This window comes from Lentzea albidocapillata, assembly GCF_000719115.1.
GTDB lineage: Bacteria > Actinomycetota > Actinomycetes > Mycobacteriales > Pseudonocardiaceae > Lentzea > Lentzea albidocapillata.
This window is the reverse complement of record NZ_JOEA01000009.1, coordinates 122614-135345: the sequence shown is the minus strand read 5'-3', so window position 1 is coordinate 135345 and position 12732 is coordinate 122614. Positions and strand designations below refer to the sequence as shown.

Here is a 12732-nt window from a genome sequence, read left to right as displayed (position 1 = left end):
AGCCCTGCGCGCCTATGAGTCTGCTGTCAGGACCCTGAGAAATTCTCTAGTGGTGTGGCCGCCCGGCGAAACCGGTCCGCTGCCCGGAGCAACGCGGCGGACAGTTCCGGCGGGGAGACGACCTCGAACTCGACGGTAATGCTCGCGAGCATGAACACCACGTCGTCCATCGTCTCGCCTCCGACCCGCACGTGGCACGAGGTTTCGTCCACAGCCGAAACCTCGCCGTAGCTCTGCCACTCCACGGCCTCCGACGCGGGCACGCTCAGTCGTACGACGCCCTGCACCGGCCACCGATCGGCCACGCGCGCCGCCACGAACGCCCCCGCGTCGCCGCCCGGAATCTCACGGGGCGTGAAGCGGGCGCCGAACGGGGTCCGCACGCTCATCCGATCGAGTCGAAAAGTCCGCCAGTCCTCCCGCAGCAGGTCCCAGGCGACCAGATACCAGCGGCGGCCCCACGTCACGAGCCGGTGCGGCTCGGCCTCGCGCTGCGACTCCTCCCCCGAGTGCCCGGCGTAGCCGAACCGGATCCGCTGCCGGTCGCGGCAGGCCGTCCCGACCAGCGTCAGCTTCCCGGCGTCGACCGCGGGAGGCGCCGAGGTGTGCGGCACGGTCGCGATCTCCAGCGCCGCGACCCGGTGCCGCAGCGCGGATGGCAGCACCTGCTCGACCTTCAGCAACGCGCGCACGGCCGTCTCACCGATGTTCTCGATGCCGCTCGCGGTCCGCAGCCCGACCGCCACGGCCACGGCTTCGTCGTCGTCCAGCAGCAACGGCGGCAACCGCGCACCCGGCCCGAGCCGGTAACCGCCGCCGGACGTGCCCATCGACGCGTGCACGGGGTAGTCCAGCGAACGAAGCCGGTCGACGTCACGCCGGACCGTGCGCGTGGTGACGCCCAACCTGTCCGCGAGCTCCGAACCGGACCACTCACGGCGCGACTGCAGCAGACCAAGCAATTTCAACAAACGAGCAGAGGCCACTGTAGGACCATAACTGTCCTACAAGCGCCATAGCGTCGTCGGCATGAAGCCGTTCGAAATCGCCATCCCCCAGTCCGACATCGACGACCTGCACCGCCGCCTCGACCAGACGCGCTGGCCCAGCGAACCGGCGGGCGCGAGCTGGGCGCAGGGCACACCCCGGCAACGTCTCAGGGAGCTCGTGGCCCGCTGGCGCGACTTCGACTGGCGCGAGCGGGAACGGCGGCTCAACAAGATCCCGCAGTTCGTCACCGAGATCGACGGCACCCCGCTGCACTTCCTGCACGTGCGGAGCCCCAACGCGAACGCCGAACCGCTGCTGCTCACCCACGGCTGGCCGACGACGTGCTTCGCGTTCGAGGAGATGATCGAACCGCTCAGCCGCGACTTCCACCTCGTGATCCCGTCCGTGCCGGGCTTCGGGTTTTCCGGCCCCACCACGGAGCTCGGCTGGACCATCCCCCGTGTGGCCGGCGTGGTCGCCGAGCTGATGCGACGCCTGGGCTACGACCGCTACCTCGCGCACGGCTACGACTTCGGCGCCATGCTCACCCGTCAGCTCGGGATGCGGGACGAGGTGAAGGCCATCCATGTCAACCAGATCTTCTCCGCCGGTGTCACCCAGGAGACGGCGGACATGACCGTCGACGCCGAGCGGCGATCCGTGGAAAAGGCTTACCGGTACGAGTTCGAGCAGTTCGGGTACGTGTCGATGCAGAGCACACGGCCGCAGTCGGTCGCCCACGCGCTCACCGACTCGCCGGTCGCCCAGCTCGAGTGGATCGAATGGGCGTTCCACACGTGGAGCGACCCGGAGATCGGGGTACCCCTCGACGCGCTGCTGACGAACGCGTCGATCTTCTGGTTCACCCGGACCGCGGGCTCGTCGGCGCGCTACTACCAGGAGGGGGACGAGACGTGGGGCGAGCTGGAGCCGATGTCCGCGACACCGACGTCGGTCGCGGTGTTCCCGCACGACGTGGGCGTCCCGATCCGGCGGATGGCCGAACGCAACCACACCATCGTGCGCTGGACCGAAATGCCGCGGGGCGGGCACTTCGCCGCGTTGGAGGTGCCGGAGCTGATGGTCGCGGAATTGCGAGAAGCGTTTCTTTTGTGAGGGTGTCGCCGGAACGGCTACCGTGATCACCGTGCGGTACACGATCTTCGGCACGACCGAGTTCGGTCCGACCCGTGTCGGTGCGCTGCTCGGCGTGCTGCTCGCCGGCGCGGGCCAGGTCGTGACAGCCGAGGAGCTGGTCGAACGGGTGCTGGGCGACGACCCGCCGCCGCGGGCCCGCGCGATGATGCAGACGTGGCTCACGAGGCTGCGGCAGACGTTGCCCGGCCTGATCGAGCGCGACGGCAACGGGTACGTGGTGCGGGTCGACCCGCTGGAGATCGACCTGCACCTGTTCCGGCATCTGGTGCGCACCGGGAAGACGGCCGACGCGCTGGCGCTCGTGCAGGACGAGCTGCTGTCCACACTGGACACACCGTGGGCCCGGCAGCTGCGCGCGGACTTCGCGGACGAGCTGCTCGCGGCCCGGCTCGACCACGTCGACGAGCGGCTGGCCCGCGGTGAGCACGCGAAGCTGGTGCCCGAACTGCACACCCTGGCCGCCGGGCGGCCGCTGGACGAGCGGATCGCCGCCCAGCTGATCGAGGCGTTGCACGGCAGCGGGCGCGCGGCGGAAGCGTTGCGGCACTTCGAGGTCGTGCGTGCCCGGCTCGCCGGCGCGCTGGGCGCCGAACCGTCGCGGCACCTCGCGACCCTGCACCGGCGCCTGCAGGCGGCCTCGGCACCGCGCCAGTTGCCGGCCGCGCCCAAGCCGTTCACCGGCCGGGCGCTGGAACTCGCGGAACTCGACCAGGCACCGAACGGCGTCGTGGTGATCACCGGCACCGGCGGGGTCGGCAAGACCTCGCTGGCCGTGCACTGGGCGCACCAGGCCATGGACCGGTTCCCCGACGGCCAGCTCTACGTGAACCTGCACGGCTTCGGCCCGAGCGGGGCCGCGGTGAGCCCCGGTGACGCGCTGCTGCGGTTCCTCTCGGCGCTCGACGTGCCACGGGCCCAGGTGCCGCACGACCTCGCGGGGCAGTCGGCGCTGCTGCGGGACGCGCTCGCGGACAAGCGGGTACTCATGCTGCTGGACAACGCGACGGACGCCGAGCAGGTCGAGCCGTTGCTGCCGCGCTCGCCGAACGCGCACGTGGTGATCACGAGCCGCACCTCGCTCAGGCCGGCCCACGCGAAAGCTTTGCCGCTGGGCCTGCTGCCGCCGGAGGACGCCCGCGAACTGCTGGCCGCCCGGATCGGGCACGATCGGGCGCGGGCCGAGCCGGACGCGGTGGACACCGTGGTGCGCCGCTGCGCCCGCCTGCCGCTCGCCCTCGCGGTGGCCGGTGCGCGGGCGGCGACGCAGCCGCAGTTCCCGCTGGCGGCGCTCGCGGACGAGCTGGCCGACCTCGACGCGTTCGCCGACGACGATGACGTCACGGCGGACCTGCGTTCGGTGTTCTCCCACTCCTGCAAGGCGTTGAGCCCCGCGGCGCTGCGGCTGTTCCGGTTGCTGGGCCTGATGCCGGGCTCGGACATCAGCCTCGCCGGGGCCGCGTCCCTGGCGGCGCTGGACGTGCGGGAGACCGAGGCCCTGCTCGCCGAACTCGCGACGGCGAACCTGATCGACCAGCCGGAGCCGGGCCGCTTCACCTGCCACGACCTGCTGCGCGACTACGCGGCCGAACTGGCCCTCGCCGGTGAACGCGACGAGGCCCTGCACCGGCTGCTCGACCACCTCGCGCTGACGGGCGTCGAGGCCGGTGTCGCGTACACGCCCAACCGCCACCGCCCGGCCACTCCGCCACCGGCTCCCGGCGTCGTGGTCCTGCGGTTCGGCACGCACGAGGAAGCGCTGGCGTGGCTGATGGCCGAGCACCCGACACTGATGGCGGCGATGCCCCACGGCACGCCGGCGCAGACGTGGCTGATGGGCTGGTCGCTCGCCGACGCCCTGGCCCGCCAGGCCTGCTACCAGGACCTCCTGACGTCGCAACAACTCGCGGTCGCCGCCGTGGAACAGCTCGACGACCCCGACGGCCTGGGCCGCACGCTGATCAACCTCGGCCGCGGCCTGAGCCGCATGCGCCGGCCCGACGAGGCCACGGCCGCGCTGCACCGGGCGTTCGACGTCTACGAGGGCAATCCGGCCGGTCAGGCCGGGGTGCTGCTGAACATCGCGATGCTGTGCCCGGACGATCGGATCGGCGAGGCGATGGAGCACACGCGGCGCGGGCTCGCGTTGTTCGAGGAGTGCGGCGACTCCTACGGCCAGGCCAACGCGCTGACCGGGCTCGCGTGGGGCCACGGCAAGATCGGCGAGTACGCGGAGGCCGTCGAGTACGCCGAACGCGCGATGCGGATGTGGCGGGAGATGGACCACCTGATCGGCCAGGCCGAGGCGTGGGACAACCTGGGTACCGGCTACCTCGGGCTGGGCGATCACGCCAAGGCCGCCGAGGCGTTCACCCGCTCGTCGGAGATGTTCCGGCTCGGCGGCGACCTCCCGCTCGAAGCCGGTGCGTACGAACAGCTCGGCGACACCCACGCTGCCGCGGGTGCCGCCGAACCGGCGCGGGAGGCCTGGCGGAAAGCGGTCGAGCTGCGCACTCAGGCAGGCCTGCCCACCGACAAGGTGCGGGCGAAGCTACAAGCCGAAGGCCAGTAACACGTGGCCGTGCGGGTTCTCGTAGCCCGACGAGTAACCCGACTGCACGTAGACCATGCCGTCCGACACCACCGCACCGGTACCGGGCCCGGCCAGCGTGCCGCCCCGCCCGGTCAGCCCGTTGACACCGCGCACGTCCTGGATGGTGTCGTGGGACCAGATGATCTGACCTGTCCTGGCGTTGTACGCGCGGAACTTGCCGTCGAGCGCGCCCAGCCACACCACGCCGGGTGAGCTGGACACCGGCACGCCGTGCGCCTGGTAGCAGCCGGGCTGGCCGGCCGCACCGCCCGTGGAACAGCCGTCGGCGGGTGCCGGGGTCTCCCACAGGACGTCACCGGTGGCGGGATCCACCGCGAACAGCTTGCCGGGATCGGCGTAGTAGGTCGCGATGTAGAGCCGCTTGCCGTCGTAGCTCGACCCCCACTGGATGCCCGAGATGCCACCGCTGGGCAGCGGCACGCCGAGCTGGCGACGCCACACGACCTGCCCCGTCGACGCGTCGAACACGTGGTACACACCGGACTTCTGGCCGACACCGACGAGCCGGCGGCCGTTCACGGTGAAGAGGTTCGGCGTGGCACCGATGTCGTAGTCGAGGTTGGTACCGTCCTTGAGCCCAGGGCAGTAGCCCTCGGCGTCGGGCTGGTTGCACGCGTCGCGCCAGGTGTCGGCGTCGGTGACCTGGTTGGTCCACCTCACCGCGCCGGTGCGGGCGTTCAGCGCCAGCAGCGAGTCGAACTCGCCGCCCTTGCCCGTGTAGTTCTGGCCCGTGCCGACGTAGAGCGTGCCGGTCCTGCGGTCGATCACCGGCGAGCTCCACACGCCGACGCCGGACGGCTCGAACCGCTTGGCGCCGTTGGGCCACGTGCCGACCTCGACCGGTTCCGGCACCGTGTAGTGACGCCAGACCAGCGCGCCGGTGTCGATGTCGAAGGCGTCGATGTGGCCGCGGAACGTGCAGCAGGCGTGCGTGTTCGGCAGCACGTTCTCGCCGCTGGAGGTGCCGACGTAGACCAGTCCGTTGTGGACGATCGGTGAGCTGGTGGTCATCGACGCGATGCCGGTGTCGAGCTGCACCTGCCACTTCAGGCGACCGGTGCGCTGGTCGAGCGCGAAGAACCTGCTCGCGCTGTCCCCGAAGAACACCTTGCCGTCGGCCACCGTCGGCCCGTCGGAGTTGAACGCGTACCGGCCGGCCTGCGGGAGCGTGAACTCCCAGCGGGACCGGCCGGTGCGGGCGTCACGGGCGTAGAACTTCCCGTCGGGGCCACCGAAGTAGATCGTGTCCCCCACGACGGCGGGCTGGCTGCGGACGCCGTTGTAGTCGCCCTTGGGGTAGGCGAACGCCCACTTCAGCTTGAGCTTTCCGGCGTTGCCCGCGTTGACGCGCCATTCCGCGGCCTGATGCCGCGTACCGTCGAGGTCCTTCGCCCACCCGGTCCAGTCGCCGCCTGCGTGTGCGGTGGCGGGCGACGCGGTCAGGATCACCAGCGCCGCGGTGAGCAGCGCAGTTGTTCTGAGCATGGAATTTTCCCCCTTCCGCCACCCAGCCTGGCAGTGGCGGAAGCGGGAAACGTCCCCCCAAAGTCTCTTCGAGGCCTAACCGATCGGTTGATGCGTCACGACGTCGACGCCCGGAAAGCCCTTGCCGACGATCGGGTTGTTCCGGCCGTTGAGGTACTGCTGGAAGAACGCCGGAATGTAGGTCGTGGCGACCTTCCGCTGTTCTTCCTGCGTGAGCGTCGCCGTGCCGGGGCAGGAGTTGTCGTGGTCGTAGGACCACTCGGTGTTGAAGAAGTTGTGGTTCGCCCGCCGCGGCGTGACGTCGTGGACGGGGACGAGGTTGCGGCCCTGGGCGTTGCGGATGTAGCCACCCGCCTGCTCGTCGATGGAGTCGCAGTCGCCGGTCATGACCGCGAACGGGATCTTCGTGATGCGGTAGTCCAGGTTCTCCGGCGCCTCCGGGTCCGGCGCGTAGTAACCGGCCGGTGCCAGCGGAAGCACCGCCCTGATCCGCACACCCTTCGGCAGCTCGGTCACGTGCTTGTCCGAGGCCTGGTAGACCGCGCCACGGCCGCCGCGCGAGTGGCCGAGCGTGCCGACGTTGGTGAGGTCGACGTGCCCGCGGAACCCCGGCAGCTTCCGCGCGAGCGGGCCCCTGCCGTCGTTGAGGTCGCGCCACATCTCCAGGTGCTTGCTCATCAGCGAGGCACGTGCCACGTCGGCGGTCTCGCCGAGCATGCCCGCGTTGATCCCGTTGGCGCTCACCGACACGACCACGAAACCCTGCCGCGCCAGTTCCTCGGCGAGGTAGTCGTACCCGCGGTAGCTCGGGAACGCGTCCCCGGACGGACACGGCCAGACCCACTGGTCGTCCGCGCACGGTTTCCAGTAGCCGTGTGCGAGCAGCACCAGCGGCCGCTTGCCGACGAGCGTGCGCGGCGCGTGCACGACCGCGGTGAGTTCGAGGTCCGCGACGGGGCCGCCCGGTCCGGTGTGAAAGCCGGGCACCTGAAACGCCCGATCACCGAGCGTGTACTCGACCTTTCTGACGCCGGAGCCGTCGGGGGCGGCAGAGCTCGTCGGTGCGGCCAGCATCATCGCGATCGCGACGGCTGCCGCGGCTTTTCCGATTGCCATGAGGTGATCCCATCGGGAACTTGTGGGCGTCCGGTGAGGAAGCCGTCACGGTTGTGCCACAGAGAAGTGGCCGGCGAACCCGCCGAACCGCTCCGCCAGCGGTCCGGTGCCCGAGCTCAGCTCACGCCACAGCTCACGGTGCCGGGTCAGCGACGACGGATCGGGCACCAGCACCACCACGGCGCCTCGCCGCACCAGCACCGTGGCGGAGATGTCGTGGGTGAACACCAGCGGGTGCACACCAACGAGGGTGCGCGGTGCGTGCACCACGGCGGCGAGATCTCCGGCCTGGTACGTCATCGTCATGGTCGCGGGGCGGTGGTCGTCCGGCGAGGGAGCGGCCACCGTGCTCGGCGCCGTCAGCACCAGGGCGCACGCGACGGCCACAAGGACTCTGACGATTGCCATGGCGACGATCTCATCGAGCCCGTGTGCTGTGCACGTCCGGACTTCGTCACGGTTTCGCTACAGCGCTCTCGATACCGTCGAGAAGGACCTTCAACCCGCTGCGGAAGTTCTCCACGGCGTCGTTCTCCAGATACGGCAGTTCCGGATCGACGGGCTCCCTGTCGCTCTCCAGCACGTGCAGCATCGGGAACTTCCGCTCCAGGTCCGGCTCGATCTCCAGCAACACGGCCGACCGCGCGTACCACCACTCCTCGTCGCCCTCACCGGTCGCATTACCCGCGGCACGGGCCTCCGCCACGGTCTGCGCCGCGCCGCGCACGAAGTAGTTGACGGCGCCGACGATGCCGCGCAGCTCGCGACCGGGCAGGCCGGTGGACACCAGGATCGCGGCCAGCGCCTCGATCACCGCGAACTCGTGCGGGCCGAGCACCGGACGCGCCTGCGACACCTGCAGCATCCACGGGTGACGGCTGTAGAACTCCCACATGTCGTGCGCCCAGCGCGTGACGGCGTGACGCCAGCCGTCGTCGAGCGGGTAGGACGCCGGCAGCTCGGCCATCGCGCGGTCGTACATGAGGTCGACCAGCTCGTTCTTGCCCGGCACGTACGTGTAGAGCGCCATGGCCGTGCGCCCGAGCCGCTCCCCCACCGCGCGCATCGAGAACGCCATGCCCTGCTCGTCGGCGACCGCGATGGCCGCGTCGACGATCGCGTCCACGCTCAGTCCGGGCTTCGGGCCGGGACGCTTCTCCGCGACCGACGCCCGCCAGAGCAGTTCGATGGACCGGCGCGGGTCGCCCTGACCTGCGTAGACGACCACGGTTGCGACTCCTTACGACGTAAAGTAACCTTGCCGGTCGATACTTTACGGTATAAACAATCTGTTGGGGGAAGCAGCCTTGAACGCTGTCGCGGACAGCCATGACTGGATCCAGGTCCGGGGAGCCAGGGAGAACAACCTCGCGGACGTGTCGCTCGACGTCCCCAAGCGCCGGCTGACCGTCTTCACCGGCGTGTCCGGCTCCGGCAAGTCCTCACTGGTCTTCGGCACCATCGCGGCCGAGTCCCAGCGCATGATCAACGAGACCTACACCGCGTTCCTGCAGTCCTTCATGCCCTCGATCGGCCGCCCCGACGTGGACGCGCTGCACAATCTGAGCGCGGCGATCATCGTCGACCAGGAACGCATGGGCGCGAACTCCCGCTCCACCGTCGGCACCGCCACCGACGCGCACACGATGCTCCGGATCGTCTTCAGCCGCCTGGGCGAGCCGCACGCCGGCACGTCCGGCGCGTTCAGCTTCAACCTGCCCGACGGCATGTGCCCGGCCTGCGAGGGCCTGGGCAAGGTCACCACCATCGACGTGGACGCCATCGTCGACAGGACGAAGTCCCTGAACGACGGCGCGATCGACGCCCCGAACTACGGCGTCGGCACCTGGTACTGGCAGGTCCTCGCCAACTCCGGCCTCTACCCCGCCGACCAGCCGATCTCGGCGTTCACCGAGCAGCAGCTCGACGACTTCCTCTACAAGCCGACGACGAAGCTGAACATCGGCGGCACCAACGTCACCTACGACGGCCTGATCTCCAAGCTGCAGCGCACGATCCTGTCCAAGGACCGCGACTCCATGCAGCCGCACGTCCGCGCGTTCGTGGACAAGGCCGTCACCTTCGCGACCTGCCAGAGCTGCAAGGGTGCACGTCTCAACGAGGCCGCGCTCAGCTCGAGGATCCGCGGCGTGAACATCGCGGACTGCTGTGCGATGCAGATCAGCGACCTCGCGAAGTTCGTGCACGCCATCGACGATCCGTCCGTCGCACCGCTGCTCGCCACCCTGCGCGACACGCTCGACTCGCTGGTCGAGATCGGCCTCGGCTACCTCTCGCTCGACCGCGAGTCCGGCACGCTGTCCGGCGGCGAGTCGCAACGCGTGAAGATGGTGCGGCACCTGGGTTCCTCGCTCACCGACATCACCTACGTGTTCGACGAACCGACCGTCGGCCTGCACCCGCACGACATCCAGCGGATGAACAACCTCCTGCTCCGCCTGCGGGACAAGGGCAACACCGTCCTCGTCGTCGAGCACAAACCGGAGACCATCAAGATCGCCGACCACGTCGTCGACCTCGGCCCCGGCGCGGGCGTCAACGGCGGTCATCTCTGCTACGCCGGCGACGTGGCCGGGCTGCGCGCGTCCGGCACACTGACCGGACGCCACCTCGACCACCGGGCCAAACTGCGGCCGGAGTTCCGTTCCCCCAAGGGTTTCCTGACGATCAGCGGCGCCCGCACCAACAACCTCAAGGACGTCTCGGTCGACCTGCCGCTCGGAGTGCTGACCGTCGTCACCGGCGTCGCGGGCTCCGGCAAGTCGTCGCTCATCCACGGCTCGCTGCGCAGGGGCCCGGACGTCGTGACGGTCGACCAGTCGCCGATCCGCGGTTCACGCCGCTCCAACCCCGCCACCTACACCGGCCTGCTCGACTCGGTCAGGACCGCCTTCGCCAAGGCCAACGGCGTGAAGGCCGCGTTGTTCAGCGCGAACTCCGAGGGTGCCTGCGAGAACTGCAAGGGCATCGGTCTCGTCTACACCGACCTCGCGATGATGGCCGGTGTCGCCACGGTCTGCGAGAAGTGCGAGGGCAAGCGGTTCACGCCCGAGGTGCTGCGCTACACGTTGCGGGGCAAGAACATCAGCGAGGTGCTCGGCATGTCCGTCGTCGACGCGCGCGAGTTCTTCCCGTCCGGCCAGGCCCACGCCGTGCTCAGCCGCCTGCGCGACGTCGGCCTGTCGTACCTCTCGCTCGGCCAGCCGCTCACGACGCTGTCCGGTGGCGAACGGCAACGGCTGAAGCTCGCCATCCACATGGCGGAGAAGGCCTCGACCTACGTGCTGGACGAACCGACCTCCGGCCTGCACCTCGCGGACGTGGACCAGCTCCTCGGACTGCTCGACCAGCTGATCGACGCCGGCAACACGGTGATCGTGATCGAGCACCACCTCGCCGTGATGGCGCACGCCGACTGGATCGTCGACATGGGTCCCGGCGCGGGCCACGACGGCGGCCAGGTCGTCTTCTCCGGCACGCCCGGCGACCTCGTGTCCACTTCGGACACCCTCACCGCCCGGCACCTGAAGGAGTACCTGTCGTGAGCCTGCTGACGGTGACCTCCGTCGTACCGCTGACGCCGCGCATGACCCGCGTGACGTTCAGCGGTCCCGGACTCGACGCGCTCGAAACCTGGCCGGACCAGCAACTCAAGCTGCTCTTCCCCCGGCCCGGCGGGTCCGCGCACGTGTCCGGCGCTCCCGACGTCGGCACCTGGTACCAGGCCTACCTGGCCGTGCCGGAGCCCGAACGGCCGTGGATGCGCAGCTTCACCGTCCGGTCGCTGAGCGACGGCGTGCTGACCGTCGACTTCGTGCTGCACGGCGACACCGGCCCGGCGTCGGACTGGGCCGCGAGAGCCCAGATCGGTGACGTCATCGGGCGCTTCGGGCCCTCCCGCGACTACGCCCGCCCGCTCGGCACCGCGGACCTGGTGGTGTTCGCGGGTGACGAGACGGCGCTGCCCGCGATCGCCTCACTGCTCGAACTGCTACCGGAGGCACAGCAACGGCTCGTGTTCGTCGAGGTCGCTGATCCGCTGGAGGAACAGGACGTCCCCGGCGTGCGGTGGGTGCACCGCAGTGCCGGGGAGGACCTGGTCTCGGTGGTGACGGCGGCCGCCATCGCACCGCCAGCGTGGGTGTGGCTCGCCGGCGAGGCCTCCACGGTACGGGCGCTGCGCAGGCACTTCGTCGGCCTGGGTGTGTCCAAGAAGGACATCGAGTTCGCCGGTTACTGGCGGCGCACGCTCACCCAGGACGACGCCCCGACCTCCGACGACCTCGCCGAGGCCCAGGAAAGGATCGCCACGCTCAACGAGTGAACTCCAGCAAGGTGCGCCCGCCGGTCACCTGGGTCACGGACTCCAGGGTGAGCCCGTGCGCGGACGCCAGCCTCTCGAAGTCGTGGAGCCCTCGGTCCCGCCCGCCGAAATGCACGAGCATGACGAGGTCGAACTCCGTGCTCTCCCCGAGGGACTCCACGACCAGGATCCGGCCGTCCGGCGCCGCCTCGGCGCACCGCGCCAGGATCCGGTGCGCCTGTTCGTCGTCCCAGTCGTGCAGGATGTCGAACAGCAGGTAGGCGTCGGCCCCGGCCGGCAACGGGTCGAAGAAGCTGCCCCCGGTCACCTCCGCGCGTTCACCGAGGCCGTGTTCGCGGAACAACTCCCGCGCGCCCGCAGCGGTCTCCTCCAGGTCGACCAGGTGGCCGCGCATCGCCGGGTGCGCGGCGAGGATCGCGGCGAGCAGCGTCCCGTGCCCGCCACCGACGTCGACGAGCGTGCCGAACCGCGGCCAGTCGTAGTTCGCGACGACCTGCGGGATCCAGTCGCGCATGCGGTCGTTCATCTGCCGGTCGAAGGCCTCGCGCAGGTGCGGCTGCGCGGCCAGGTCGGCCCAGAAGTCCTGGCCGTGGCGCAGCGGGTAGGCCGGTTCGCCGGTGCGGACGCTGTGGATCAGGTCGACGAACGCCAGATCGGCGCGCCCGGCGGCGGAGTCGTGGTGCAGCAGGTTGTTCAGGCCGTTGCCCGCACCGGCGCCGAGCAGCGCGCCGAACCCGGTGGTGCGGTAGCCGGCGTCTGTTCGCTCGACCACCCCGAGGGTCGTCAGGTGGGCCAGGAGCAGGTCGAGTGCGAGCGGGTCGGCCTCGAGTTCGGGTGCGAGTTCGCGGGCGGTCACGGGGTTGTCGCGCAGGCGGTCCGGCAGTCCGAGGGTCACGGCGACCCGGAGCGCCATCGGCGTGATCAGCCCGGACATCTGTCGAAGCCGTTGTACGTCGGTGTCCACGTAGATCCACCCTGCCACCGCGGGCAACTTAATTTTGGTCAACACTGAAGCAATAGTGAGAGT

General features: G+C 70.1%; 10 protein-coding genes. 4 read left to right on the top strand and 6 right to left on the bottom strand.

Annotated features, from left to right (window positions below):
• Positions 1 to 26: 26 nt before the first annotated feature.
• On the bottom strand, positions 27 to 986 hold the full coding sequence (locus IG04_RS0114715; RefSeq protein ID WP_030477197.1) for a helix-turn-helix transcriptional regulator: 960 nt from the start codon (positions 984 to 986) through the stop codon (positions 27 to 29).
• Between the two features lie 43 nt (positions 987 to 1029).
• Between IG04_RS0114715 and IG04_RS0114710 the strand changes: the two genes are divergently transcribed.
• A complete protein-coding gene (locus IG04_RS0114710; RefSeq protein WP_030477196.1) occupies positions 1030 to 2106 on the top strand; it encodes an epoxide hydrolase family protein in 1077 nt (358 codons plus the stop codon).
• Positions 2107 to 2137: 31 nt separating this feature from the next.
• The gene (locus IG04_RS0114705) at positions 2138 to 4717 is read left to right on the top strand and encodes an AfsR/SARP family transcriptional regulator (protein WP_159460467.1); all 2580 of its coding nucleotides are present in this window, start codon (positions 2138 to 2140) and stop codon (positions 4715 to 4717) included.
• On the opposite strand, the gene IG04_RS0114700 is transcribed toward IG04_RS0114705, so the two are convergent.
• The 4 genes from IG04_RS0114700 to IG04_RS0114685 form a co-directional block, all read right to left on the bottom strand.
• Positions 4697 to 6244 carry an outer membrane protein assembly factor BamB family protein gene (locus tag IG04_RS0114700; protein WP_030477194.1) on the bottom strand — a complete coding sequence of 516 codons (1548 nt, stop codon included), beginning with the start codon at positions 6242 to 6244 and terminating at the stop codon, positions 4697 to 4699. The genes IG04_RS0114705 and IG04_RS0114700 overlap by 21 nt on opposite strands.
• A 75-nt stretch (positions 6245 to 6319) precedes the next feature.
• Positions 6320 to 7360 (bottom strand): alpha/beta hydrolase family protein, encoded by a 1041-nt coding sequence (locus IG04_RS0114695; RefSeq protein ID WP_051769891.1) that lies wholly within the window; start codon positions 7358 to 7360, stop codon positions 6320 to 6322.
• 45 nt (positions 7361 to 7405) lie between these two features.
• On the bottom strand, positions 7406 to 7768 hold the full coding sequence (locus tag IG04_RS0114690; protein WP_144065361.1) for a hypothetical protein: 363 nt from the start codon (positions 7766 to 7768) through the stop codon (positions 7406 to 7408).
• Between the two features lie 46 nt (positions 7769 to 7814).
• Positions 7815 to 8588: a TetR/AcrR family transcriptional regulator C-terminal domain-containing protein gene (locus IG04_RS0114685; RefSeq protein WP_030477191.1), complete on the bottom strand. Its 774-nt coding sequence runs from the start codon at positions 8586 to 8588 to the stop codon at positions 7815 to 7817.
• 79 nt (positions 8589 to 8667) lie between these two features.
• Here IG04_RS0114685 and IG04_RS0114680 point away from each other — a divergent pair, with 79 nt between their 5' ends.
• Together IG04_RS0114680 and IG04_RS0114675 are read left to right on the top strand one after the other, a co-directional pair.
• On the top strand, positions 8668 to 10926 hold the full coding sequence (locus IG04_RS0114680; RefSeq protein WP_030477190.1) for an ATP-binding cassette domain-containing protein: 2259 nt from the start codon (positions 8668 to 8670) through the stop codon (positions 10924 to 10926).
• Positions 10923 to 11705, top strand: coding sequence for a siderophore-interacting protein (locus IG04_RS0114675; RefSeq protein ID WP_030477189.1), 783 nt, complete (start codon positions 10923 to 10925; stop codon positions 11703 to 11705). Before IG04_RS0114680 ends, IG04_RS0114675 begins: the two co-directional genes overlap by 4 nt.
• On the opposite strand, the gene IG04_RS0114670 is transcribed toward IG04_RS0114675, so the two are convergent.
• A complete protein-coding gene (locus tag IG04_RS0114670; RefSeq protein WP_248782524.1) occupies positions 11695 to 12687 on the bottom strand; it encodes a methyltransferase in 993 nt (330 codons plus the stop codon). The genes IG04_RS0114675 and IG04_RS0114670 overlap by 11 nt on opposite strands.
• Positions 12688 to 12732 lie beyond the last annotated feature (45 nt).